The sequence below is a fragment of the Flavobacterium notoginsengisoli genome (genome assembly GCF_014207905.1).
Lineage (GTDB): Bacteria > Bacteroidota > Bacteroidia > Flavobacteriales > Flavobacteriaceae > Flavobacterium > Flavobacterium notoginsengisoli_A.
In genome coordinates this window covers 516,276-543,192 of record NZ_JACHLB010000003.1, presented here as the reverse complement: position 1 = coordinate 543,192, position 26,917 = coordinate 516,276, and the positions used below count along the sequence as shown (strand labels likewise).

The 26,917-nt window shown below is 32.2% G+C and carries 23 protein-coding genes; 12 read left to right on the top strand and 11 right to left on the bottom strand.

What is annotated here, in order from left to right; genetic code table 11:
* Nucleotides 1–155: 155 nt before the first annotated feature.
* Nucleotides 156–1,259, top strand: coding sequence for a fatty acid desaturase family protein (locus tag HNP35_RS12610; RefSeq protein WP_184162419.1), 1,104 nt, complete (start codon nt 156–158; stop codon nt 1,257–1,259).
* A 49-nt stretch (nt 1,260–1,308) separates the two neighbouring features.
* On the opposite strand, the gene HNP35_RS12605 is transcribed toward HNP35_RS12610, so the two are convergent.
* Nucleotides 1,309–1,824: a hypothetical protein gene (locus HNP35_RS12605; RefSeq protein WP_184162416.1), complete on the bottom strand. Its 516-nt coding sequence runs from the start codon at nt 1,822–1,824 to the stop codon at nt 1,309–1,311.
* A gap of 203 nt (nt 1,825–2,027) precedes the next feature.
* On the opposite strand from HNP35_RS12605, the gene HNP35_RS12600 reads away from it, so the two are divergent.
* Complete coding sequence (locus HNP35_RS12600) at nt 2,028–2,675, top strand: M15 family metallopeptidase (RefSeq protein WP_184162395.1); 648 nt, start codon at nt 2,028–2,030, stop codon at nt 2,673–2,675.
* A 1-nt stretch (nt 2,676) separates the two neighbouring features.
* Here HNP35_RS12600 and HNP35_RS12595 read toward each other — a convergent pair whose 3' ends face one another.
* The 8 genes from HNP35_RS12595 to tsaD form a co-directional block, all read right to left on the bottom strand.
* The gene (locus HNP35_RS12595) at nt 2,677–3,249 is read right to left on the bottom strand and encodes a hypothetical protein (protein WP_184162392.1); all 573 of its coding nucleotides are present in this window, start codon (nt 3,247–3,249) and stop codon (nt 2,677–2,679) included.
* Between the two features lie 3 nt (nt 3,250–3,252).
* Complete coding sequence (locus tag HNP35_RS12590) at nt 3,253–4,434, bottom strand: THUMP-like domain-containing protein (RefSeq protein WP_184162389.1); 1,182 nt, start codon at nt 4,432–4,434, stop codon at nt 3,253–3,255.
* 2 nt (nt 4,435–4,436) lie between these two features.
* Nucleotides 4,437–5,528 carry an AI-2E family transporter gene (locus HNP35_RS12585; protein WP_184162386.1) on the bottom strand — a complete coding sequence of 364 codons (1,092 nt, stop codon included), beginning with the start codon at nt 5,526–5,528 and terminating at the stop codon, nt 4,437–4,439.
* A gap of 107 nt (nt 5,529–5,635) precedes the next feature.
* Nucleotides 5,636–6,595 (bottom strand): zinc metalloprotease, encoded by a 960-nt coding sequence (locus tag HNP35_RS12580; protein WP_184162383.1) that lies wholly within the window; start codon nt 6,593–6,595, stop codon nt 5,636–5,638.
* Between the two features lie 297 nt (nt 6,596–6,892).
* Nucleotides 6,893–7,390, bottom strand: coding sequence for a TrmH family RNA methyltransferase (locus HNP35_RS12575; protein WP_184162380.1), 498 nt, complete (start codon nt 7,388–7,390; stop codon nt 6,893–6,895).
* A gap of 120 nt (nt 7,391–7,510) precedes the next feature.
* Complete coding sequence (locus tag HNP35_RS12570; protein ID WP_184162377.1) at nt 7,511–8,149, bottom strand: DUF4159 domain-containing protein; 639 nt, start codon at nt 8,147–8,149, stop codon at nt 7,511–7,513.
* 152 nt (nt 8,150–8,301) lie between these two features.
* Nucleotides 8,302–9,006 (bottom strand): 16S rRNA (uracil(1498)-N(3))-methyltransferase, encoded by a 705-nt coding sequence (locus HNP35_RS12565; RefSeq protein ID WP_184162374.1) that lies wholly within the window; start codon nt 9,004–9,006, stop codon nt 8,302–8,304.
* Nucleotides 9,007–9,008: 2 nt separating this feature from the next.
* Nucleotides 9,009–10,031, bottom strand: coding sequence for a tRNA (adenosine(37)-N6)-threonylcarbamoyltransferase complex transferase subunit TsaD (gene tsaD, locus HNP35_RS12560; protein WP_184162372.1), 1,023 nt, complete (start codon nt 10,029–10,031; stop codon nt 9,009–9,011).
* A gap of 195 nt (nt 10,032–10,226) precedes the next feature.
* On the opposite strand from tsaD, the gene HNP35_RS12555 reads away from it, so the two are divergent.
* The 5 genes from HNP35_RS12555 (at nt 10,227) to HNP35_RS12535 (ending at nt 18,532) form a co-directional block, all read left to right on the top strand.
* Nucleotides 10,227–14,771: a translocation/assembly module TamB domain-containing protein gene (locus HNP35_RS12555; protein ID WP_184162369.1), complete on the top strand. Its 4,545-nt coding sequence runs from the start codon at nt 10,227–10,229 to the stop codon at nt 14,769–14,771.
* A 308-nt stretch (nt 14,772–15,079) separates the two neighbouring features.
* A complete protein-coding gene (pfkA, locus tag HNP35_RS12550) occupies nt 15,080–16,066 on the top strand; it encodes a 6-phosphofructokinase (RefSeq protein ID WP_184162367.1) in 987 nt (328 codons plus the stop codon).
* A 95-nt stretch (nt 16,067–16,161) separates the two neighbouring features.
* On the top strand, nt 16,162–17,166 hold the full coding sequence (gene gap, locus HNP35_RS12545) for a type I glyceraldehyde-3-phosphate dehydrogenase (RefSeq protein ID WP_184162365.1): 1,005 nt from the start codon (nt 16,162–16,164) through the stop codon (nt 17,164–17,166).
* A gap of 129 nt (nt 17,167–17,295) precedes the next feature.
* Nucleotides 17,296–18,147 carry an N-acetylglucosamine kinase gene (locus tag HNP35_RS12540; RefSeq protein ID WP_184162362.1) on the top strand — a complete coding sequence of 284 codons (852 nt, stop codon included), beginning with the start codon at nt 17,296–17,298 and terminating at the stop codon, nt 18,145–18,147.
* A 10-nt stretch (nt 18,148–18,157) separates the two neighbouring features.
* On the top strand, nt 18,158–18,532 hold the full coding sequence (locus HNP35_RS12535; protein ID WP_184162609.1) for a methylglyoxal synthase: 375 nt from the start codon (nt 18,158–18,160) through the stop codon (nt 18,530–18,532).
* Here the strand turns inward: HNP35_RS12535 and HNP35_RS12530 are convergent.
* Together HNP35_RS12530 and HNP35_RS12525 are read right to left on the bottom strand one after the other, a co-directional pair.
* Nucleotides 18,513–18,893, bottom strand: coding sequence for a RidA family protein (locus HNP35_RS12530; protein ID WP_109194182.1), 381 nt, complete (start codon nt 18,891–18,893; stop codon nt 18,513–18,515). The two genes, HNP35_RS12535 and HNP35_RS12530, sit on opposite strands and share 20 nt — an antisense overlap.
* 29 nt (nt 18,894–18,922) lie before the next feature.
* Nucleotides 18,923–21,622: a putative LPS assembly protein LptD gene (locus HNP35_RS12525; RefSeq protein ID WP_184162359.1), complete on the bottom strand. Its 2,700-nt coding sequence runs from the start codon at nt 21,620–21,622 to the stop codon at nt 18,923–18,925.
* Nucleotides 21,623–21,703: 81 nt separating this feature from the next.
* Here HNP35_RS12525 and HNP35_RS12520 point away from each other — a divergent pair, with 81 nt between their 5' ends.
* The 5 genes from HNP35_RS12520 (at nt 21,704) to HNP35_RS12500 (ending at nt 26,649) form a co-directional block, all read left to right on the top strand.
* Nucleotides 21,704–22,828 carry an N-acetylmuramoyl-L-alanine amidase family protein gene (locus HNP35_RS12520; RefSeq protein WP_184162356.1) on the top strand — a complete coding sequence of 375 codons (1,125 nt, stop codon included), beginning with the start codon at nt 21,704–21,706 and terminating at the stop codon, nt 22,826–22,828.
* Between the two features lie 50 nt (nt 22,829–22,878).
* Nucleotides 22,879–23,844 carry an MlaD family protein gene (locus tag HNP35_RS12515; RefSeq protein ID WP_184162353.1) on the top strand — a complete coding sequence of 322 codons (966 nt, stop codon included), beginning with the start codon at nt 22,879–22,881 and terminating at the stop codon, nt 23,842–23,844.
* Between the two features lie 6 nt (nt 23,845–23,850).
* The gene (locus tag HNP35_RS12510) at nt 23,851–25,185 is read left to right on the top strand and encodes a (Fe-S)-binding protein (protein WP_184162351.1); all 1,335 of its coding nucleotides are present in this window, start codon (nt 23,851–23,853) and stop codon (nt 25,183–25,185) included.
* Nucleotides 25,186–25,264: 79 nt separating this feature from the next.
* Nucleotides 25,265–26,056, top strand: a complete 792-nt coding sequence (locus tag HNP35_RS12505; protein WP_184162348.1) for a (Fe-S)-binding protein — start codon at nt 25,265–25,267, stop codon at nt 26,054–26,056.
* A gap of 110 nt (nt 26,057–26,166) precedes the next feature.
* Nucleotides 26,167–26,649 carry an ABC transporter ATPase gene (locus HNP35_RS12500; RefSeq protein WP_184162345.1) on the top strand — a complete coding sequence of 161 codons (483 nt, stop codon included), beginning with the start codon at nt 26,167–26,169 and terminating at the stop codon, nt 26,647–26,649.
* The last annotated feature ends 268 nt before the right edge of the window (nt 26,650–26,917 follow it).

Below are 26,917 nucleotides of genomic sequence, written 5' to 3'. Positions count from 1 at the left end.
AAATATCAAACAAACTTACCAATTAATGAATCACAAAAGCCACTTAAGTAAAGTGGCTTTCTGTTTTTATAATTGTTATTGTTAAATGTATGGATTTGAATATTTTAAGCTTTTTTTTATTAAATTTGGGTTAAACAATTTCTAGCAATAACTATATGGAAAAATTAAAACGACCAGTTTATATTAAAGCTGGAACGGATGATTTTTTTAAAAAGATGCGTTTAGAAGTTAATGAAACGGTCTTGAAAAATTCATCTTTGTACGTATTAAATGTTGTGAAGTCTTTAGGACTTCTCGCCGCTTTCTTTTTGTTTTACGCCTGTATTCTATTTTTTGGTAACCAGACACCTTTACTCTTTCTTTTTTATATTTTGTCTGGCATTACTATGATTGTTCTCTTTATAAATGCCTTTCATGATGCCGCTCACGGAGCATTGTTTAAAAAAACAAAACACAACGAATGGTTTCTATATGTTTTAGAATTATTTGGCAGCAACCATTGGCTTTGGATGAGAAGACATATTGGGCTTCATCACGCTTATCCAAATGTGCCAGATTGGGATATTGATATTAAGCAAAGCAATATTATCAGAATTTTTCCAAATAGTCCTTTATTCGATTATCATAAATACCAGCACATTTACATGTGGTTTATTTATCCGCTTTATAGTTTAAATTGGATTTATATTCGTGATTTTAAAGATTTCTTTGGAAAGAAAGATAATTACGTGAAAAAGATCGTAGAGAAAATTCCGGCCCAAGAAGTTTATCGCTTATTTGTAGCAAAAATTATAAATCTGATTTATTTGCTTTTCATACCCATGATGTTTTTAAATCAGCCTTGGTATATTGTTCTTTTAGCGTGGTTAAGTCTGCATATGTGCGGAAGCGCACTTGGTGTCGTAGCACTCGTTTCTACGCATGTAGATGAAGATGCCAATTTTCCGAATACCGATGAAGATGGAAATCTTTCGGCAACTTGGGCACTGCATCAAATGATAGTAACGAAAGACTTTAGTACAGAAAGCAAATTGGCCAATTTTTTATACGGCGGATTTACACATCACGTTGCACATCATCTTTTTCCAGCAGTTGGGCATACGTATTACCCGTATATCACGCCCATAATTAGACGTTACGCAAAAGAATATGATTTACCGTATACTTCTTATCCATTTTATCACGCCGTTCGCTCTCATTTTAGAATGTTGAAAAATAAAGGTGTGAAAGAAAATATTTTAATGACAGGAGAAATATAAATAATTGACAATTAACAATTATCAATTAACAATTATCAATTAACAATTATCAATTTTTAACGTTTTCCTTTTTAATATTCAGATCTTTCAAAAAGCCGTCTTTTATTTCAATATCAAAATTATCCTCTTTAAAAACAGTTAGTTTAGATTCGGCAAATTTGTAGACATTTATTTTATTGTTTTTCACATCAATAAAAAGGTCATAAGAAAATGAATTGCAATCATGTTGTTTACAGCCCCAAGCGTGCAATATGTTTTCTTGTTTTTCAAAAGGCGTTTCGGTATTCCAATTTTTAACCATTTCTTCGTAATCTGCTCCAAGCAATTTTTTTAATCTTACGGCCAAACTGCTTTTAGTTAAAAACTGCGTTCCAATAACGCTTTTGTCTACCAAAGTGTATAAAGAATCGGTTGGATTTAAAACGGTGCTATCTGTTTTTAAAGCTTCTGTTTTTATAGAAGTAGAATCGGTTGTGGGAACACTTTTTATGATTTCTTTTTTGCATGAATAGAAAAGGAAACTACTTAAAAGGACTGCTGCAATATATTTGATTTTTAAATTCATAATGACTGATTTTTAGAATTAGTAAATAAATTGTAAAGCCTGATAGGTCTAATATTCATAAAGATATTAAAACATTATTAATTTTGAAAGAGATTTAAGACGTTTCGCTAGCAAAAATCTTAAGTTTTCACAATAAAACAACAAATTATTAAAAGCAAGGTTTTGATTTTTTGCTTAACTTTCATTTTTTAAATTACATCACAATGAATAGCTTTTTAAAACTTCTTCTGCTCTCTCTTTTTTTTATTACTTCGATAAACGCTCAGAATGAAACCTACACTGACGAAGTTTCTGGAGAGATTTCTGATACCACTTTTGTGAATTTAAGAGATTACAGCAATGATTTTGTTTATGATATGAAGTATGCAACTGAAGATAACTTTCTGAAAGCAAAAGTTTATGATTGTGCAGAATGTATGCTACGTTTAAAAACCGTTAGAGCACTTATTGCGGCAAATAATGATTTTATGAAAAAAGGGTTTAGAATTAAGTTATATGACTGTTATAGACCTTTAGATATTCAAAAAAAGATGTGGGAAATTGTGTCAAATCCAGAATATGTTGCGGATCCAAAAAAAGGCTCCATCCACAATAGAGGAGGAGCCGTTGATATTTCTTTGGTAGATATAACTGGAAAAGAAGTAGATATGGGAACTTCCTTTGATTTTTTCGGAATTCAGGCGAGTCATAATTTCAAACAGCTTTCAAAAGAAATTCTTTCTAAAAGAGCTTACCTGAAAAAAACAATGATTAAAAATGGCTTCAATTCATTTGACTCTGAATGGTGGCATTATAACTTAAAAGCAGGTTTAAAGGATAAAGTAGCCAATGAAAAATGGAAATGCAATTAGATTATTCTACACATCTAATATTTTCCATGAAATAAGTATTTGGGTTTGTCACTTTGCCCGTTAACTCCGATGTAAGTTCACGTTTTACGATATAATCTTCTACGTTTGTCAGATATTTTATTCGCATAATCGAAATTGGAGATTTCTTTAATTCTTCAAAATTATCTTTCATAAACATAAAAATTCCGGTATTTACACGATTGTCATAGCCTTTGTCATCGCGAACCAATGTACCACAGCTCTCCTGATTGATGTGCATTAGTGTAACAATTTTTCCGTTTTCTAGTTGAAGGAAGATTTTAGAATTTTTATCAAAACAATTGGCTTTAATAAAATCTTTACTTTTCTGAATAAGCTGTAAGTTTAATGTTGGCAAACCATCGGTTTGAGCAAGAGAAAAGAAAATGTAATCGAAGTTTCCTCCAAAATATTTCTCACTCATTAAGTATTCATTTGTTACTTTATAAGATCCAATTGAGTCATTTACATTTACACTGTATTCACATGGTTTTTGTTTTTGGGCAAATGCAGTAAAGGTTAATAGAAAAAATGTTAGCGTAATTAGTTGTTTCATTGTTTAGATTATTTTGGTGCAAATTAAAACTATTTTGTTATCTTTTACATCTGTTGTAAAAAAACAATACAAATTACCTCCATTTTTTATTTTCCATTTTTTGCGAATGTTTTCTACTGTCTCCGGAAAATTGCGAGTAGTAATATTAGCTTGCTTATTGGCAAGTTCTGTTTTCATCTCATTTTTATGGTATGGAATGGCTTTTTGAACCTCAAATCTTCTTCCTGGAAAATCAATTAAACTTTCAGAAGTATACAAATGTGAATGTTTATGTAATTTATCTATTTTAAAAATAACACTTACTTCATCAAAGCCTCCAGATTTCATAATTGCAGCGTTCGGCTCGTAAATGTTTTTTTTAGGAAAATCATAAGTTGGAATCGAAGTTTCTTCGTTCAAAACAAATTCAAAAGTTTCTGTTTTCTCTTTTAAAATATTTGCCGTTTTTAAAGTGATTTCGCCTGTATAATTTTTATGAATTTCAAAAAGAAGTTCTTTTACTTCATTTTCAAGCGCAATTATATGAATGTTTTTGACATTTTTTAATTCTGATAATCCTGCCGAAATATCTAAAAGTGGTGCTGTTTTTATTAAAATAGAATCTGCTTTTTCAAAATAAAAATCAAGGAGTTCGGGTACATTTGGCAGACAGTCTTTGAGCATAAAAACTTTGCCTTTTGCATCATTTCTTCTTGATGGATCGATGTAAATCCAATCAAATTTTTGATTTGTTTTTTCTAATAAATCAATAGAATCGCCTGGAAAAAAACTACAATTCTCAATCTCTAATTGTTTGAAATTATGTGCCACAATCTCAGACAATTCTTCGTTTATTTCACAATGTGTTACCGATTTAAATTTCTTCGAAAAATAATAATCATCAACACCAAAACCTCCAGTAAGATCAATTAAAGTTTTACCAGAAATCAAGTCGGCTTTGTAAGACGCTGTTTTTTCTGAAGAAGTTTGCTCTACCGAAACTTTACTTGGATAAATAATATTAGGAGCCGAAAACCAAGTCGGGAGTTTTTCTTTGGCTTTAGATCTTGCTTCAATTTGATTTAAAATCAATTTCCACTCAACTTCCGGAAATGGATTTTTTTGAAGTGCTAATTTTGTTAAGTCTGCACCAGTATTTTGAATTATAAATTCCTGAATATCTGGATGCAAAAGTAAAGTGTTCAAAGCTAAATTCTTTCAGTTAATACGGAGACGATTTTATTGTTTGGAAAAAATTCTTTCAAAATTACTTTTATAATTGTAAAAGCTGGAACTGCAATGATCATACCCACAATTCCGAACGTTATACCGCTAATCAAGATAATTAAGAAAATTTCTAACGGGTGCGAATTTACACTTTTTGATGAAATTATTGGTTGGCTCACATTATTATCAATTGCTTGAACTATTAAAAATCCAATAATAACATAAATAGTCGTTGGCAGAATTTCCGATTGAAAATCTTGCCCGATCATGCTAATCATAGTTAGAATTCCGGCCAAAGTAGTTCCGATAATTGGGCCTAAATAAGGTATGATATTTAGAATTGCGCACAAGAAAGCGATAACAAAGGCATTTTTATTTCCAAAAATTAATAGTACAATTAGATATAGAATAAAGACAACAATAAGCTGTAATAATAAACCAATAAAATAGCGTGTTAGAAGATGGTTAATTTTAGTAATTGAATTTAGAATTTTGTCTTCGTTTGAATCTGGAAGTATTCTTCTAGCTTGATCTTTAAAAACATCTTGGTCTTTGATAAAGAAAAAAGTGATAAAAAACACTGATACTAATCCCATTCCCATATCGGCCATAAAATTGATGATCGAATTTATAAATCCAGTAAAATAACTAAAATCAAGTACAGATGTAAGTTTTGAATCTTTAATTATTTTGTTTAAATCGATATGCTGAATATTAAAATACTCTTCAAGATGTGTTTCTGTTTCAATAAATTTAGTTTGAAGATGCGCCGTATCTAATAATGCTAAATTGTTGGCTTGAGAGATAATTAAGGGAACAAATAATAAAATGAAACCCACAATTAGAAAAATGAAAAGGATAATTGTGGTTGTGGCAGCCATAGAATTGCCAAATTTCAGCTTGTTTTTTAAGAACAAGATCAACGGATTTGAAATCAAACATAATAGTAATGAAATACAGAGGTAAACAATTACGGTTTGAATTTCGTATAAAAAATATAAAACGATACCAATTATTAAGATAGTTGCTAAAGCTCTTAAAATTCCGTTCGAAATAGTTTTTGATGTGACCATGTTAAAAATTTAGACTATAAATATAGGAAAAAGCATTTTAAAATTTTACTATAAATAAAAAAAGCGAGATGTGTTAGATCTCGCTTTATGCTTTACTTTGCCAGCAATTATTGAGCAAAAGAAGCTCTAGCTCCTCCAGCTGTAAATATTGCTGCTATTCTATTTTTTTGTCCTGTCGAAAACATGTACATTGCCGCGTCATCAACATAATCCATGTAGTTCATTGTCATTTCTACTGGCGTTCCAGAACAAGTGCTATAGTGAGGATAAGCAGGAACTCCATAATTTTCTTCATTATGAGTTGGTGTATCTGCAACTAGATCGCTTCCGCAAGTTGCATCTCCCCAAATGTGGCGTAAATTCATCCAATGTCCAACTTCATGAGTTGCTGTTCTTCCTAAGTTGAATGGAGCATTTGCAGCGCCAGACAGTCCAAAATAGCGAGGATCAATAACAACTCCGTCAGTAGACGATGCACCACCAGGAAATTGAGCGTAGCCTAAAATTCCGCCTCCAATGTTGCAAGTCCAAATGTTTAATTTAGTTGTTGGAGAAGTTGGTGCAATTCCGCCTTGAGCAGTTTTTTTCATGGCGTCATTTGTTCCCCAAGAAGTTTTGGTAGTCGATTTTCTAATAATCTGATCCAAAACAAAAGTAATTCCTACATTGGCTTTTACTCCAGAAAATAATGCTGGAACATTATTGTAATCAGAATTTAGAGCGTTAAAATCTTTGTTTAAAACATCAATTTGAGATTGAATTTGTGCATCAGAAATGTTTTGAGCAGATGTTCTGTAAAGAACGTTAACGACAACAGGAATCTCGATTTTACCATTTACCAAGCGGCCAGTAAAACCACTTAAACCATGTTTGGCTGTAAAAGCTTCAATTTCATTCATTTTAATAGCCAGCATTGGGTCAGCTTTAAGTTGTGCTTCTAAGACTTCTTGGGTTGCGCATCCGCGTCGTGAAGCTGCCATAGTTTCTGAATTGGTTGCATCAGATTGCTCATTTTGACAAGCAAACAGCATCAAAGCTGCAAATGTTGTAATAATAACTTTTTTCATAATAATTTGGGTTTTTTGTTATAAAAACATTGTTTGGTTAAATATTTACGCAATTTTATAACAAAATGAAATTACAGAAAAATTTTATAACAGATATTTTGTGAGAATTTTTGCAATGCCTTATAAACTCTAGTTCTTACAAAAATCGACAATAGTAATATTAGTACGATTTTACTTTCTTTTTATTTTTTTTAATGTATTTCGTCGTGTTTTTTTGTTGTTTTAACGATGATTTTAAGAAGATAAATAGTTTAAAAAAGAAAAGTCTTTCGAAAGAAACACTTAGAGTTCAGTCTTTTAGAGAGAAGTTAACTCGTAAAGTGCAATACTGGCAGCTTGTACGACATTCATACTGCTGTTTTTTCCAAACATATTAATATGCACAATTTGATGAGAAAGTTTTAGAAGTTCTTCTGAAATTCCGTTGATTTCGCTTCCAATTAAAAGAGCGATTTTTTTGTTTTCAGGAACAAGTACTTCTTTAAGAGGTTTACTGTTGGAAGCAATTTCCAATGAGATAATTTCAAAATTATTATCTAATAGAAAAGATTTAAGTTCTGCAAATTCTTCAATTACAGAATGGGCAACATGTAGATGTGTGCTTCGAGAAGTTTTATTGATTTTACGTGGCGTAAGCGGAATATCTTTTCCGAAAAAGATAATATTTTCGACTCCGAAAGCTTCAGAAATTCTAAATAAAGAACCAATATTCTGCTGAAAGTAAATGTGATCGCAAACTAGCGTTATCGGAAATGTTTTTCTTTCAAATTGGTTTTCTTCGTGAGTCAGCTGCATTTTTTGTTAGTGAAAAGTGAAAAGTGATTAGTGATTAGTGATTAGTGATTAGTGAATAGTGAATAGTGGTGACTCTGAATCTAAATGATTTTTCTTTTTAATTTGATGAATTACTAGTCACTAATTAGTAAAAATATAGTTGATAATATTTGCGCCCATTTTTAGTGCTTTGTCTCTTACATTTGCTGGATCGTTATGAACTTCGGCATCTTCCCAGCCGTCACCCAAATCACATTCGTAAGTATAAAGTAAAACCAATTTGTTATCTATAAAAATGCCAAAAGCTTGCGGACGAGTTCCGTCATGTTCGTGAATTTTAGGCAATCCATTTGGAAAAGGAAATGGTTTTTGAAAAATAGGATGATTTGCCGCAATTTCAACTAAATTATTATTCGGAAATATCTTTTTGATTTCCTTTCTAATAAACTGATCCATTCCGTAATTATCATCAATATGAAGAAAACCACCTCCAGTTAAATAATTTCTCAAGTTTGCAACATCTGCATCGCTAAAAACGACATTTCCATGCCCCGTCATGTGAACAAACGGATAAGAAAATAAATCAGGATTACTCGGTTCGACAGTCGAAGGCTTATTCTTGATTCGGGTATTGATATTGGCATTGCAAAAAGAAATCAGATTTGGCAAAGAAGTCGGATTAGCGTACCAGTCGCCACCTCCGCTATATTTAAGCAAAGCAATTTCTTGTGAAAAAGAAGGGATTGAAAAAAGTAATAATAAGTAAAATATTTTTTTCATTTGATTTCTAAATATCGTGTTTTCGCATTTTTTGTCATTTCGACGAAGGAGAAATCTTCGCAAGTAGCTCCATAAAGTGAGTTCCAAGCTTTGTCGATTTTCTAACGAAGATTTCTCCTTCGTCGAAATGACAAGATTGTGTTTAAGTTTATCTATTCATTGAAAAACACAACGCTATGGCAAGCCACAACAGCAGCCGTTTCTGTTCTCAAACGCGTATTTCCTAAAGTTACTGGTTTATAATTGTTTTCTAATGCTAAAGCAATTTCTTTCTCAGAAAAATCTCCTTCTGGTCCAATTAAGATTGTAACGTCTTCATTTGGTTTTAAAACCTCTTTCAGTGATTTTTTATCTGTTTCTTCGCAATGAGCAATTAATTGCAAACCATTTTTTTGTTGTTTAATAAATTCTTTAAACGAAATAGCTTCATTCAATTTAGGAAGAAATGTTTCGTTGCACTGTTTCATTGCCGAAAGAATAATTTTTTCAAAACGCTCTCGATTAATTACTTTTCTTTCAGAACGATCGCAAAAAATAGGCGTTATTTCCTGAATCCCAATTTCGGTCGCTTTTTCCAGAAACCACTCAAAACGATCATTCATTTTAGTTGGTGCAACGGCAAGATGCAGATGGAATTTAGGCTTTTCGGCATTTTTTATAGAAAGTACTTCAACGGTACATTTGTTGTCAGATGCCAATGTAATTTGTGTTTCAAACAATAGTCCAAAACCATTTGTGACATGTAATATGTCGGAGTCTTTTTTGCGAAGAACCTTTATAATATGACGGCTTTCTTCTTTATCAAAAGAAAAGCTTTCTGTGGTTTCATTTATATTCGGATTAAAAAATAACTGCATGATTAAAACTGAATTCTTGCTTTAGAAACCACTGCAGAAGTTTCAAAACGATTTGATAAGTATTTTTGATAGCCAACAATTCCAATCATAGCAGCATTATCGGTTGTATATTCAAATTTCGGGATAAAAGTTTTCCAGCCGTATTTGCTTTCGGTTTCTTTCAATGTATTTCTAATTCCAGAATTTGCAGAAACTCCACCGCCAATAGCAATTTGGGTAATTCCGGTTTCTTTTACAGCCAATTTTATTTTATCCATTAAAATCTCAATGATGGTATGCTGAATAGAAGCGCAAATATCATTCAAATTTTCTTCGATGAAATTTGGGTTTGCTTGTTTATTTTTTTGAATGAAATATAGAATAGCAGTCTTAAGCCCAGAAAAACTAAAGTCTAATCCAGGAACTTTTGGTTTTGTAAAAGTAAAGGCTTTCGGATTTCCTTCTTTTGCATATTTGTCAATCAATGGGCCGCCTGGATAAGGAAGTCCAAGAATTTTGGCGCTTTTGTCGAAAGCTTCACCTACAGCGTCGTCTGTTGTTTCTCCGATAATTTCCATATCAAAAAAACTATTCACTTTTACGATTTGTGTATGTCCTCCGCTAATGGTTAATGCTAAAAATGGAAATTCTGGTTTATCATAACCTTCTTCATCAATAAAATGAGCCAGAATATGAGCATGCATATGATTTACAGCAATTAACGGAACTTTTAATGCTAAAGATAAAGATTTGCTAAAAGAAGTTCCAACCAATAACGAGCCCATTAGTCCAGGGCCTTGCGTAAAGGCAATTGCGCTTAACTGTTCTTTTTGTACATTTGCTTTACGAAGTGCGGCATCTATAACAGGTACGATATTCTGCTGATGTGCTCTAGAAGCCAATTCAGGAACAACACCGCCGTATTGATTATGAATTAATTGATTGGCTACAACATTTGACAATACTTTGTCGTTATGTAAAACCGCGGCAGCAGTATCATCGCATGAACTTTCGATGGCAAGAATAAAAACCTCTGGATTTTGCATATAAAGGCACAAATTTTGAATTATATTTGACAAATCAAATGGAATGAATTTATTTGATTTAAGCAGTGTCCAAAATTAAAGAATTTTTATCAAAAACAGTTGTTCTTTGTCTGCTCAAAATAAATTTAAAAGAAAACTAAAATTAAAACAGCTATAAAAACAGTAAAGAAAATAATATCAAGAACCCTATTTGGGTTGATTTTACTTGCACTGGCATTAGCTATTATACTTTCTTTGCCTGTTGTTCAAACCCAGATTGCCAATTATGTTACGAACTCTTTAAATGAGGATTTTAAAGTTAATATCAGCGTAGAAAAAACCGCAATTAATATTTTTGGAGGCGTTAAATTGAAGAAAGTGATGATTTTAGATCATCATAAAAATACGCTTATCTATTCGGATATTATTACTACTGATATTGCTAGTTTTAGCCGATTACTCGATGGTGATCTAATTTTTGGCGATTTGCGTCTTACAGGTTTAATCTTTAATCTAAAAACATATAAAGGCGAAAATGAGAATAATATCAATAAATTCATTAAAGCCTTTGAAGTTGAGAATACGCCTAAGAAAAAATCTACTAAACATTTTCTTTTAACGGCTAAAAATGCCTACATCGAAAAAGGAAGGTTTTCTGTTGTTGATGAAAATAAAACAACACCTAAGTTTTTAGATTTCACTAAATTAAATGCTTATATCAGCGATTTTAAACTCTATGGACCTGATGTAAATACGACCATTCATAGATTTTCTTTTATGGATCATCGAGGTTTGTATGTTTCTAATTTTGCTGGTAAATTTAGTTATACCAAAAAACAAATTAAGGTCGAAAATTTAGCGGTTAAAACGAAAAGATCTTCTATTTATGGTATTGCCATTTTAAATTATAAGCCATCAGATTTTCTTGATTTTACGGACAAAGTAAGGTTTAATGTTGTTTTAGATTCTGCATCTATTGCGACAAATGATATTCGTCATTTTTATGACGGATTGGGTAAAAATCAGCACTTTAAAATCAAAACAAAAATGAGCGGCCCGCTTAATGATTTAACGCTTACTAAATTAAGATTGAGTGATACAAATGGGTCAAAAATTAATGGAACAATAAACTTTAAGAATCTTTTAGGTAGTAAAACTCAAAAGTTTTTTATGGATGGAAAGTTTGATAAACTGCTATCAAGTTATGATGATTTAGTAATTCTGCTTCCGGGCGTTTTAGGTAAAAAGCTTCCAAAAGAACTTAAACGAATTGGTAAATTTAATATTGTCGGAAAAGCCAAGGTTTCTACAACCGCATTAGAAACCGATTTTAAAATGGCAACAGATTTAGGTAACGGAAAAGTTGACCTTCATCTGAATAATATGGACTTTATTGATAAAGCTTCCTATTCTGGAAATATTGTGTTGGATAATTTTAATGTAGGAGCACTTTTAGGCAGAAAAGACGTTGGGAAAACAAGTTTAAATCTTGATGTTGATGGAGTTGGTTTTACCGAGAAATATTTGAATACGATTATAAAAGGAGATATTTCTAAGTTAGATTATAATAAATACACTTATAATAATATCGTTGTAAACGGAAATTTCAAACTTCCTTATTATAAAGGGCAAATTGCTGTAAATGATCCGAATCTGAATTTGACTTTTGATGGTTTATTGGATTTAAGCAAGAAAGAAAACCGTTATGATTTTCATATTAATGTAGAAAATTCAGATTTAAGGAAACTTAAATTTGTGGGAGATTCTATTTCTAATTTCAAAGGAGATGTAGAAGTGCAACTGACAGGAAATTCAATCGAAAATCTGCAAGGGAATATTTATATTAAAGATACCGAATACCAAAATCCAAAAGCAACTTATGTTTTTGATCAAGTAAATATTAATTCTAGTTTTGACGCCGAAAGAACAAGAACAATTACAATTAGTTCGAATGATGTTGTTGACGGAAAAATCGTTGGTAAATTTAGATTTGACCAATTAGATAAGTTGGTAATGAATTCAGTTGGTAGTTTGTATACCAATTACAAACCGTATAAAGTTAGAAAAGGGCAGTTTTTGAGATTTAATTTCCGTGTTTATGATAAAGTAGTCGAAATGCTTTATCCAGAAATTAATATTGATTCTTCTACAGTTGTAAGAGGAAAAATCGATTCTGATCTTCAGGAATTTAAATTTAGATTTAGATCTAAAAAGATTACTGCTGCCAAAAACACATTTGATAACATTCGCATAAATGTCGATAATAAGAATCCGCTGTACAATGCTTATGTTGAGTTAGATAGTATTAAAACTCCTTATTATAAGATTCGTGATTTTAATTTGATTAATGTAACTTCAAAAGATACGCTTTTTGTTCGTTCTGAATTTAAAGGAGGAAATCAAGGAGAAGATTATTTCAATCTGGATTTGTATCATACAATAGATAAGAACAAAAATAATATTGTCGGAATTAAGAAATCCGAAATGAAATTTAAAGACTATATCTGGTATTTAAATGAAGAAGCGGGCCCAGACAATCAGATTGTTTTTGATCAGTTTTTTAAGAACTTCACATTCGATAATATTGTTTTATCTCATGAAAATCAGAAAATTGATTTGAATGGAGTTATGAAGGGAAGTGATTATAAAGATCTCGAACTGAATTTTGAAGATGTAGATATTAATAAGATTACGCCATTAAATTCCAAATTTGTGTTTGATGGTAACTTAAATGGAAAGGTAAACTATAAACAGAATAAAAATGTTTATCAGCCAACTGCATCCATAAAAATTGATCACCTTGTTCTAAATAAAATAGAATTAGGAACGCTGAACTTCGATATTTCAGGAGATGAAACTTTTAGAAAGTTTACCGTTAATTCGTCTATTCAAAATGGGTTTACAGAATCTTTTAGAGCCAACGGAACTTTCGCTATAGAAAATAAAGAAACAATCATGGATATGAGTCTGAAATTAGAAGGATTCAATCTAGCAACTTTAGGAACAATTGGTGGCGATGTGTTATCTAATATTCGAGGTACAGTTTCTGGAAATGCAGCTGTTGTTGGTAATCTGAAAAAACCAGAAATCAATGGGCGTCTTTATGTAGAAAAAGCTGGAATGACAATTCCATATCTCAATACCGATTATGAATTAAGCGATCGAACAGTAATCGATTTAACGAATGAGAAGTTTTTGTTTAGAAATAACCAGTTAACAGATACCAAATACGGAACAAAAGGTTTGCTGAACGGAAGTATTGAGCATAAGAATTTTGGCGATTGGAAACTGGACTTGAATATAACGTCTAAACGTTTGCTGGCTCTTGATACTAAGGATAGCGATGACGCAGCTTATTTTGGAACGGCATTCATAAACGGATCGGCAAGTATTAGAGGTCCTGTCGAAGGTTTGTTTATAAAAGTGGATGCTAAATCTGAAAAAGGTACTGAAGTTAAGATACCTATTAATAATGTACAAAGTGTTGGAGAAAGCAGTTGGATTCATTTTGTTACGCCGCAGGAAAAATACAATCTTGCAAATGGAATTGAAGAAAAAACTAAAAACTACAACGGACTCGAACTGGAATTTGATTTTGATATTACACCAGATGCAGAAGTAGAGGTTATTTTAGATCGAAATTCTGGACATGGAATGAAAGGTAAAGGATACGGATCTCTTTTATTTAAAATTAATACATTGGGTAAATTTAATATGTGGGGAGATTTCCAGGCATACGAAGGAACCTATAACTTTAAATATGGAGGACTTATTGATAAAAAGTTTGCGGTTAAAAAAGGAGGTTCTATTATTTGGGAAGGAAACCCAATGCGTGCTCAATTGAACTTGGAAGCAGTTTATAAAACGCAAGCTAATCCAGCTGTACTTTTAGATAATACTTCTTCATTCAATAAAAAAGTTCCTGTAGAAGTTGTAATTGGATTGAGGGGAGATTTAGCAAGTCCAGAACCTAATTTCGATATTCAGTTTCCATCTGTTAGTAATGTATTGAAATCGGAAATTCAATATAAATTAGATGATAAAGATATTCGTCAGACGCAAGCATTGTATTTATTGTCAACGGGTTCATTTATGAGTACAGACGGATTTAGTCAAGGAGATTTTTCTGGAACATTGACAGAAACAGCGTCAAGTTTATTAGGAGGTATTATAAAATCTGATAATGATAAAGTAAATATTGACTTGAATTATATTGCAGCCGATAGAAGAACAGGGCAGGAAGTCGATGGTCAGTTTGTAGCCAATATTTCTTCTCAGGTAAATGAGCGAATTACTATTAATGGAAAGGTTGGGGTTCCGGTTGGAGGAGTTAATGAATCTGCAATTGTCGGAGATATTGAAATCTTATATCGTGTAAATGAAGATGGAACAATGAACCTTCGATTATTTAATAAAGAAAATGATATTAATTATATAGGACAAGGAATTGGTTATACACAAGGTGTCGGTGTATCTTATGAAGTCGATTTTGATACTTTTAGTGAGCTTGTAAATAAGTTGTTCAAAAAGAGTAAAATCGAGCGTGCTTCTAAAACCTCGGATGATCTTCAGGATTCTTATTTAAATCCAGATTATGTAAACTTTACAAGCAAGAAAGAATCGGAGAAAAACAAAAAGAAAGCAGAAAAAGAGGAAGAAAAAAAGAAAAAAGAAGAAGAGAAGAGGAAGGAAGAGGAAAAGAAGAAAAAACAACAAGATCAAAACAATAATCAAGGTCTGATTCCAGATAACGATTATTAACACTTTGTTAAAAATATACATTTATAAAACCATTATTCTCATAATGGTTTTTTTTATGCTAAATTTAGGCCCGCTTTAGGAATTTTTCAAGTGAGCGAAAAATTCTAGTTTTATAACACTTCATTTGGGTATTGTTAATTTTTGACGATTTAATAAAAAAATAGCAATTTTTTATTTTTAATGAAATTTTTTCATAGAAAAAACTTATTAACGAAAACGTTTGAATTTAACAGATTTTATTAATTTATGATAATCGTAACCCAAAAAGTGCTGAATGTTTGCTAATTTTACACTTTAATACTTAAATAATGCCAAAAACAATAAAAAAAGTAGGTGTTCTTACCTCAGGAGGAGATTCACCTGGAATGAATGCTGCAATTCGAGCGGTTGTTCGTACTTGTGCATTTCATAATATAGAATGCATCGGAATTTATAGAGGGTATCAAGGAATGATTGAAGGAGACTTCAAAGAAATGGGACCTCGTAGTGTAAATAATATTGTAAACAAAGGTGGAACGATCTTAAAATCGGCTCGTTCAGTTGAGTTTAGAACCCCAGAAGGTAGAAAAAAAGCGCACGAAAACCTTTTAAAGGCAGGTATTGATGCTCTTGTTGTAATTGGTGGAGATGGAAGTTTTACAGGAGGATTAATTTTCAATTCAGAATACGATTTTCCAGTAATGGGAATTCCGGGTACAATTGATAATGATATTTATGGTACAAGTTTTACTCTAGGGTATGACACAGCTTTGAATACGGTAGTAGATTGTATTGATAAAATTAGAGATACGGCAAGTTCACATAACCGTCTGTTCTTCGTAGAGGTAATGGGAAGAGATGCTGGACATATAGCTCTTAATGCAGGTATTGGAGCGGGAGCAGAAGAGATTCTTATTCCTGAAGAAGATTTAGGATTAGATCGTCTTTTAGATTCACTTCAAAAAAGTAAAGCTTCAGGAAAATCATCAAGTATTGTAGTTATTGCTGAAGGTGATAAGATTGGTAAAAACGTATTCGAACTAAAAGATTATGTTGAGGCAAATCTTCCAGAATATGACGTAAGAGTTTCTGTTTTAGGACACATGCAACGTGGTGGTTCTCCATCTTGTTTTGACCGTGTTTTAGCTAGTCGATTAGGTATGAAAGCTGTAGAATCTTTATTGGAAGGAAAATCTAACTATATGGTTGGATTGAAAGAAGATAAAGTTGTTTTGACTCCTTTAGAACAAGCGATAAAAGGAAAATCAGAAATTGATAGAGAATTATTAAGAGTGTCTGACATCATGTCGACATAACCAAACATAAAAGTTTAAAAAAGAAGAGAAGTTTATTGTGAGGAAATTAGACTTTGAAAATAGTGTAATAAAAACAAAAGCAAAAATTTAGTAAAATGTCAAAAGTAAAATTAGGAATAAACGGATTTGGACGTATCGGAAGAATCGTTTTTAGAGAGTCTTTCAATAGAGATAACGTAGAAGTTGTTGCAATCAATGACTTGTTAGATGTAGATCACTTAGCTTATTTATTAAAATATGATTCAGTTCACGGTCGTTTCGATGGAACTGTAGAAGTTAAAGAAGGAAAATTGTACGTAAACGGAAGAAACATCCGTATCACGGCTGAAAGAAATCCAGCTGACTTAAAATGGAACGAGGTTGATGTAGACGTTGTTGCTGAGTGTACTGGTATCTTCACAACTATCGAAACTGCAAGCGAGCACTTAAAAGGTGGAGCTAAAAAAGTAATCATTTCTGCTCCTTCTGCTGATGCTCCAATGTTTGTAATGGGAGTTAACCACGAAACTGCAAAAGCTTCTGATTTAGTTGTTTCTAACGCTTCTTGTACTACAAACTGTTTAGCTCCTTTAGCTAAAGTTATCAATGATAACTTCGGAATTGTTGAAGGTTTAATGACTACAGTTCACGCTACAACTTCAACTCAAATGACTGCTGACGGACCTTCTAGAAAAGACTGGAGAGGTGGACGTGCAGCTGCAATCAACATCATTCCTTCTTCAACAGGTGCTGCAAAAGCGGTTGGAAAAGTTATTCCAGATTTGAATGGAAAATTAACAGGTATGGCTTTCCGTGTTCCTACTGCTGACGTTTCTACAGTAGATTTAACTGTGAAATTGGCTAAAGAAACTTCTTATGAGGAAATCATGTCTGTATTGAAAAAAGCTTCTGAAAACGAATTGAAAGGTATCTTAGGATATACTGAAGATGCAGTTGTTTCTCAGGATTTTATCTCTGATAAAAGAACTTCAATCGTTGATGCTACTGCTGGAATTGGATTAAATTCTACTTTTTTCAAATTAGTATCTTGGTATGACAATGAGTACGGATACTCAAGCAAATTAATCGATTTATCTGTACATATTGCAGGTTTAAAATAATAATATATATTTTTGCAAAATCCCGTTACTACAATAACGGGATTTTCTTATTTTGTTACCTCTATAATTAATGTAAAAAATACACTTTTAAATTAAAAATAGAAAAACCTAATTCCAAAAACTAAACAAATGAAATTAATAGTTGACAGTGGATCTACTAAAGCCGATTGGATTGCAATAGATGATAATGGAAAAGTATTATTCACAACACAAACTTTAGGATTAAATCCTGAGATTCTTGATGGTCCGGAAATTATCGAAAGATTAAACGATCGTTTTGACATCTTACAAAACAAAAAAAATGCTTCACATTTATTCTTTTATGGTGCTGGATGCGGTACAGATAGAATGAAAGAGTATTTGAAACAGGTTTTTCAAGAGTATTTTTCTAACGCGATAGTAGACGTTCAAGAAGATACTTATGCTGCTGTTTATGCAACAACTCCAAAAGGTGAAGAGGCAATTGTTTCTATTTTAGGAACTGGTTCTAACTGTAGTTATTTTGATGGAAAAGTATTGCATCAAAAAGTACAGTCATTAGGCTATATAGTTATGGATGACTGTAGTGGTAACGTTTTTGGAAAAGAATTAATTAGAAAATATTATTTTAATAAAATGCCTAAAGAATTGGCTGTTGAGCTTGAAAAAGAGTACGACGTTGATCCTGATTTTATTAAAAACAAATTATATAAAGAACCGAATCCAAATGCGTATTTGGCAACTTATGCTAAGTTCTTAATCAAACATAAAGACACAGAATTCTGTAGAAAAATTATCTTCAAGGGAATGAAGTCTTTTGTTAAGAATTATATCAAACAATTTGATAACTGCAAAGAAGTTCCTGTGCATTTTGTTGGTTCAATTGCATTTTATTTGAAAGATGAATTACAAGAAACTTTCGATAAATATGAACTTCAATTAGGTAATGTTTTAAGAAGACCTATTGACGGATTAATTGCATACCATGTCGCTAATCAATAGTTCTGGTTTTATGGAAATTGCCATTATTGCTCATGATGGAAAAAAAGCTGATTTAATTGAGTTTTTAATTAAAAACGAAGCTGTTTTACATAATGAAAAAATAAGACTAATTGGTACAGGTACAACTGGAGGAAAAGCTGAAGCGGCGGGTTTTAAAACTCAAAGAATGCTTTCGGGGCCTTTAGGAGGTGATGCGCAGATTGCAGGAAGAGTAGCAGAAGGAATTACAAAAATGGTTTTCTTTTTTAAAGATCCTCTGTCAAGTCATCCGCATGAGGCTGATATTAATATGCTGATTCGTGTTTGCGATGTGCATAATGTGCCGCTGGCAACAAATGAAGCAACGGCACAATTATTATTAGATGCTATTGCACAGCAATTATAGATATTTCTACATTAACATTTTTTGGCAAACAAGCCACTTGAACCGTTTCACGAGCTGGAGCGGTTTTTTCGTTAAAATAAGAACCGTAAACGGTATTTATTGCTCCAAAGTTATTCATGTCCATAATGAAGATAGTAGACTTTACTACGTTCTCAAATGTCATTCCTGCAGCTTCTAGAATCGCAGCAATGTTTTTCATAACTTGATTGGTCTCGTCATTTATATTCTCTGTAATCAATTCTCCTGATTCAGGATTGATTGCAATTTGTCCAGAAGCATAAAGAGTATTTCCAGATAAAACAGCTTGGTTATACGGACCGATTGGAGCCGGAGCTTTTTCGGTAAAGATGATTTTTTTCATAATGAAATTATTTGATTCGAAAGAGTAGTTTATCGATTTGAAACGCTTCGTTTATTCCATTTAATGTCACTTAACATACCAGATTTAATTCCGATAAAAAAGTTCCAGTTAGAGTTTGTTCCAAGCGGTTGCCAGTTAAAAGCCATCCTCCAGCTTAACAAATCTCTTTCGAAACGGAATTGAGTAAAGGTAACCCCTTTTTGTACAAAATCATAACCAGTAGAAACTCCACCTTTCCATTTAGGTGTAATATCTGTGTTGATAGAAATCATAAGAGAGTTATTGGATATTTTGTTCTCACGATTTATATTAGAATAGGTTAAAGAGTATGCCAGAGTCATGTCAAAAGGGATTTTAGAGTTGAAAAACTCGGTAATTACATCCTCTTTTTCAGGTTCATTAGCAAACTGGCTATTTCGGGTATCATTTAGGTCGGTATTCGTACCGAATAAGTCATCACTTCGTCCACCATTCCGCTGACTTTGGTTATTCTTTTCTTTGCTGCCATCGCCTTTACTAGAAAAAGAATAGTTGACAGTTACGTTTGCGCTGGTCATTCTAAATAAACTTCCACCGTTATCAATGTTGAATTTATTTAATTTGTTGCCGCCATTGTCAATCGCGTAAGGATCTAGCGTTGCACCAAAGTTCATGTTCATTTTATTGTCAAAAAACTGTGTTCCACCACTTACTAATACAGGTTGCCATCCAAATGTTGTTTTTCCGTCTGCATTGAAATTATAACTTGTGCTGAAGTTTAAGTTGTTTAACAGCATTATTTTTTTAGGCTCAGTTTTAGTGCTGTCTTTGTCTCTTACTTTTGCTTCAAAAGTATTGCTCAAAGAAAAACCAACAACGTTAGAATTGTCTTTACCAGGTTGGCCGAAAAGACCGTTTTCAAATCTGGTATATTCAGAAGTTATTCTTCCGCTTGCATCTACTGCATATGTATCATAATAACGCTCAAAACTTGGTGTGTAAGCATAAGTTATACTTGGACGCATAACGTGTCTTATAGATTGAATTTTCTTGTCTTCCCCAAAATTAAAAGTTCCGTAAATGGTTGTTCCTAAGTTTGTACTGAAATTATAAGTTCTGAAAGAATCAAAACCATCTACAGGTGTAGGTTCTGCTTTTCCTGTTGAAGCGTCATATTCCTTTTTGATTGTTTTATTTACCCAAGTTTCTTGATAAGTAGTTGAAGCACTTGCACTAAAATACTTAAATACTTTGAAGTTAGTACTAAGCGGAATAGTATGCTGCATTCCAATTTGGGCATCTTTAAACATCTGAGGTTTGAAAAACAAAGAATCTTTTGTTTTAAATTCATTTTTTCCACTTACGTTATATTGTAAGTTGATGTTCTTGATTATTCCTTTTTTAACACCATCTTTTCCGGCAAACGGGTAAATACGGTCGATACTTCCTTGTAATGAAGGAAGTGTCATTATAATGTCTTCTGTTTGCGTATTTTGTTGGTGTGTTGCTGATAACGAAATACGTGATCCAGGAATAGTGTTAAAAGTTTTATTGTATGAAATAGAGGAACTTAAAGTGTTATTTAAGTTTGATCCGATATTAGCTTGATTAATTGATTGTTTAAAGTATTTACTACTACCCATATTTACCGATGCTGAAAAGGTTGAATTTGGGTTTGATTTAGTGTCTTTTGAATGTGACCACTGGATGTTATAAATGTTTTGTTTTGAATAATCAGGATAACCACGTTCACTGCTTATTAAATTTTCAAAACGAATATTTACATTTCCTCTGTATTTGTATCTTGTTGCATATGAAGATTCAAAACGCATAGCGTAACTTCCATTCGTATAATAATCTCCGAGCACAGTTAAATCGTAATGGTCGCTCAAGGCAAAATAATATCCACCATTTTGAAGAGAAAAACCTCTTGTGTTAGAATCGTTGTAGCTTGGGATGATAATACCAGAAACACTTTTTTCCTGACTCATTGGGAAATAAGCAAAAGGAAGTGCCAAAGGCGTCGGTACATCTGCAATTACCATATTGGTTACACCTGTAATTACTTTTTTTCCAGGAATAAATTTTACTTTACTAGTTTGAAAATAGTATTCTGGATGATCGACATCTGTAGAAGTTGTGAAACGAGCGCCTCTCAAGAAATAAACAGAATCGTTTTCTTTTTTAGTAACTGCAGCTTTAATCTTGAATTCACCCTGTTCGGTTCTAGAATTATAAATTAATGCTTTTTTTGTTTTGAAATTAAAGCGAATAGAATCCGGTTGAACTTCGCTAGAACCTTGTTTGAAATTAGGATATTGAACTAAAACGCCAGCAGAATCTTTTATTCTTCCGGCATAAACTTCATCTTTTTCATAATTAAGAATAATGATACCCGATTTTAATTCTACATCTTTGTAGTATAGCTCGGCTTCATTATACAAGGTGATAAGCTTATTTTTTTGATCAATTTTTGCATAATCTTTAGCTTTATACTTTACTTTTCCATCCAAAAAAGTCTTTTTGGGCCTAACAGTATCTAGCTTTATAGTGTCTGTAGTCTTAGCGACTTCTTTATCTGTTTGTTTTACAGCAGGTAAAGGCTTTTTTTTGTTTTTTATTTCTTGCGAATATAAATTACCACAACCTATAGTTAGGAAAAATGATATTAAAACGATATTAAATAAGTTTGTATGCAAAGGTTTAAATGCTATTTTTGTAAAATTATGGCGTGTTTTTTGACATGTCAAACTTACATATAATTTTTTGGCAAAAATAATCAATTCTGAAAATTATAACAGCTACGTTTATTAAAATTAACTTTTAGATTTATGAATGGAATTAATAAAATTAAGGTAATCTTTACTTTATTTCTCACAATACTGTCTTTTTGTGCTCATAGTCAGTCCAATGTGTTTAAGGTGACTCTTGATGCTGGACATGGCGATCATGACTTTGGAGCCGTTTACAGTGGCAGAATTGAAAAAAACATTGCTTTGGCGATTGTTTTAAAAGTGGGAAAGATTTTAGAATTAAATCCAAATGTTCATGTAATATATACTCGTAAAACAGATGTTTTTATCGATTTGGTGGAAAGAGCCAATATTGCGAATAGAGCCAATTCAAATATTTTTGTTTCTATTCACTGTAATGCAAATAAAAATACAGCTGCCGATGGAACTGAGACTTATGTAATGGGATTAAGTAAAGTTGCATCAAATCTTGAAGCAGCGAAAAAAGAGAACTCGGTAATTACTTTGGAAAAAGATTATAAGCGTAAATATGAAGGTTACGACCCAAATTCTCCAGAATCGATGATTGGAATGACTTTAATGCAGGAAGAGTATTTAGATAATAGTATTTCTCTAGCTACTAAAATTGAAGATAATTTTGAGAAATTAGGAAAAAAACTTCGTCAAGGAGGAGTAAAACAAGCGCCTTTCATGGTTTTGCATAAAGCATATATGCCTAGAGTTTTGGTTGAGACTGGATTTGTGTCTAATCCAACTGAAGGTAATATTTTAAACTCAGAAGAAGGTCAAGATGATATTGCAAAAGCAATCGCAGAAGCAATTTTAAGTTATAAAAGAGAGTATTTTGGATCTGGAACCGAGTCAGATGACAGTCGGCCCATAAGAGATACTTCAACACCAGCAAAACCTAAAACAACTGCTCCAGTTGCAGTAGTGAAAAATGCACCGAAAGGAACATTCTTTAAAGTGCAGCTTATTGCAAGTATTAAGAAAACTCCATTAGAACCTAAAAACTTTAAAGGGCTGAAAAACGTAACGATGTTATTTGAAAACAATATATATAAGTATTTCTACGAAGAAACTTCAAGTTACGAAACTGCTCAAAAATATTTGCAAGAGGCTAAAAGTAAAGGGTATGGCGCAGCTTTTTTAGTGGCAACTAAAGATGGAGAAAAAATCAGTATTCAGGACGCGATTAAATAATAAGCCTAAGTTCGAATATTTATATTAATTTTGTACAAACACTTAGAATTTTGAAACTAACAAGAGAAATTAAAACGGCTATATTAGTCATCGTATCGATTTTATTATTTATTTGGGGTTATAGTTTTCTAAAAGGTAGAGATCTTTTTACAAATTATAAAACTTTATATGTTCACTATGACAATGTTGAAGATTTATCACCTTCAGCACCAGTTACACTTAATGGACTTGCAATTGGTAAAGTAAGTAAAATCACTATAGACGAAGTAACTGGTAAATTATTAGTTGAACTTCAGTTAAAAACAGATTTTCCAATTTCTAAAACGAGTACAGCATCATTGTATTCTCCTAGTTTGATTGGTGGAAAACAAATTAAAATTGTCCCTAATTTAGGAGATAAAGAACCAGCAGAAGACGGACAAACTTTAGCGTCTGCTGTTGAACTTGGATTGACAGAATCTTTAGGAGGGAAAATTGAACCAATTCAGCAAAAGCTAGATAAAATGCTTGTGAATATTGATGTTTTGGTGACAGGATTAAACAATACTTTAGATAAGCAAACTCAAGAAAATTTAAAGAAAACAATTGCAGAGTTAAGTCAGACAATGCAACAGTTTCATAAAGCTTCTGGTAGTCTAAATAATATTTTAGATACAAATAAAGGACAGATTAATGGAATGGTTTCTAACTTCAATAAAGTATCAAGCAATTTTAACAAAATTTCTGACTCTTTAAACAAAGCTGATTTAGGAAAAACAGTTCGTAGCTTGAATCAGACTTTGGCAAAAGTTGATGGTTTAATGGCGAATTTAAATTCTGGAAAAGGTACTGCAGGTAAATTATTGAATGATGATGCCTTGTATAATAATCTTGCTAAAACTTCAAAAGAACTTGAATTACTATTGCAAGATGTACGTCTTTATCCAACACGTTACGTAAATGTTTCTCTTTTTGGAAAGAAAAACAAACCCTATGTAGCGCCGACAGAAGATACAAATTCAACTGATAAAAAATAATTGTAAATGAGTTATTTAGATAATATTTTGTTTGCCATACTTCTTGTAATTGGTTTCGGTTTTTTTGCAGCGAGCGTAAAAAAAATCATCCGAAACATTAATTTGGGAGTAGATGTAGATCGAAAAGATAATCCTAAAGCTCGATGGAAAAACATGGCTTTGATTGCTCTTGGGCAATCAAAAATGGTGAGACGCCCTGTTGCTGGAATACTGCATATTTTTGTTTATGTAGGATTCGTAATTATTAATATTGAATTACTTGAAATTATTATAGATGGACTTTTTGGGACACATCGAATTTTTGCTCCGTATTTGGGAGTAGTTTATGATGTCTTAATTGCTTCATTTGAGATATTAGCAATACTTGTAATTTTTGCAGTTACAGTATTCTGGATCAGAAGAAATGTAATTAGATTAAAGCGATTTATCAATTCTGATTTGAATGGATTTCCAAAAAGTGATGCAAATTATATTTTGTATTTCGAAACCGTTCTAATGATTTTATTCTTATTGATGAATGCTTCTGACTATCATTTGCAAAATGTTCCAGGAGGTGTTTTTCATAAAGCAGGAAGTTTTCCAATAAGTCAATTTATTGCACCGATTTTTAATGGAATGTCAAATGAACTTGTTGTGCTTCTGTTTGAAGTTTTCTGGTGGTTGCATATTGCTGGTATTTTAGTTTTTATGAACTATTTATATTTCTCAAAACACTTGCATATACTTTTAGCTTTCCCGAATACTTATTTTGCTAATTTAAAGCCAGAAGGGCAGTTTGATAATTTAGCATCTGTTACAAATGAAGTTAAATTGATGATGGATCCAAATGCAGATCCGTTTGCAGCGGCTCCGCCAGCAGATGAGAATGCAGCACCGGCTAAGTTTGGAGCAAGTGATGTTCAGGATTTAAACTGGGTTCAGTTATTAAATGCATATACTTGTACAGAATGTGGTCGTTGTACTTCTTCTTGTCCGGCAAATCAAACAGGTAAAAAATTGTCTCCTCGTAAAATTATGATGGATACAAGAGATCGTCTAACAGAAGTTGGTAAAAACATTGATGCCAATAAAGGTGTTTTTGTTCCAGATAATAAATCACTTTTAAACGATTATATTACTCCAGAAGAGTTGTGGGCTTGTACGTCTTGTAACGCTTGTGTGGAAGAATGTCCAGTAAATATTAGTCCTTTATCTATTATTATGGATATGCGTCGTTACTTGGTTATGGAGCAAAGTGCTGCACCAATGTCATTAAACGCAATGATGACTAATATTGAAAATAATGGTGCGCCTTGGCAATATAGCCAGCAAGACCGTTTAAATTGGAAAAACGAGAACTAATTTTAGTTTACAATTATAAATTAAGAATTTAGATTTCAGAATAAAATTTGAAACTTTAAACTTTAAACAAAAGAGAGAAATGTCAGAAAGTTTAGTAGTGCCAACAATGGCAGAAATGCTTGCCGAAGGAAAACAACCAGAAGTTTTGTTTTGGGTAGGTTGCGCAGGAAGTTTTGATGATAGAGCAAAAAAAATTACAAAAGCGTTTGTGCGAATTTTAAATCGTACGAATGTTTCTTTTGCGGTATTAGGTACAGAAGAGAGTTGTACTGGAGATCCTGCAAAAAGAGCTGGAAATGAATTTTTGTTTCAGATGCAGGCGATGATGAATATTGAAGTTCTGAATGCTTATGAAGCAAAAAAAATTGTTACGGCTTGTCCGCACTGTTTTAATACTTTGAAAAATGAATATCCAGAATTGGGTGGTAATTATGAAGTTATTCATCATACAGAATTTTTAAAATCATTAATTGATGATGGAAGATTAACTGTAGAAGGGGGACAGTTTAAAGGAAAGAAAATTACTTTTCATGATCCTTGTTATTTAGGAAGAGCAAATAAAGTTTACGAAGCGCCTAGAGATTTAATTCAGAAATTAGATGTTGAATTAGTTGAAATGAAACGTTCTAAAGCAAATGGATTATGTTGTGGTGCTGGTGGAGCGCAAATGTTTAAAGATGCAGAACCTGGAAATAAAGAAGTCAATGTATTGCGTACTGAAGATGCTCTAGAAGTGAAACCTGATATTATTGCAGCTGGTTGCCCATTCTGTAATACTATGTTGACAGACGGAATTAAACATGAACATAAAGAAGGTGAGGTTAAAGTAATGGACGTTGCCGAATTGATTGCAAATGCGCAAGATTTATAAAAGGTTCTGAGTTGCTAAGATGCTAAGGTTCTAAGGTTTTTTAACTTGAAACTTTAAACCTGAAACTTTTCAAAAATCTAAAATCAACAATCTAAAATCTAAATTTAAAAATGTATATACCTTTTGAAAATTTACCAGGTGAATCAAGAGTATGGATTTACCAATCAAACAGAAAGTTTTCTGAGGAAGAGTTTTCTGAAATTGAAACTGACTTAAAAGCTTTTGTAGAACAATGGGCAGCTCATGGAACAAGCCTTGAAGCTTCTTACTTGCTTAAATACAATCGTTTTATCATATTGGCTGTTAATCAAGATGTGCAGGCAGCAACAGGATGTTCAATTGATAGTTCTGTAGAATTTATTCAAAGTTTAGAGAAAAAATATAATGTTGATTTGTTAGATAAAATGAACGTTACTTTTAAATTAGGCGAGCATATTGCACATAAACCATTGATTGATTTTAAGAAAATGGTGAAAGATAAAGCAGTAACAGGAAATACAATCGTATTTAATAATTTGGTTACTAATATTGAAGAATTTAATGATGCTTGGGAAGTTCCTGCTGCCGATAGCTGGCATAGCAGATTTTTCTAAGATAAATTTATAATATATTTGAAAAGGCATGAAATTTTAGATTTTGTGCCTTTTTTTTTGTTTCAGGTTTTAAGTTTGAAGTTTCAGGTTTGCAAATCTTTGTCATTCCGAGGAATGAGGAATGACAGATATGTATTATTGGCTAAACTTCTTATGAAAACAAAAAGATCTAATCTAGCCCCGATGGGAGCGGTATCTCCCGATTTAGAAAAACAAGGCTTTTTAGTCGTAGTTTTTGTTAATCGGGAATTTAGCGGACAGCGGGACA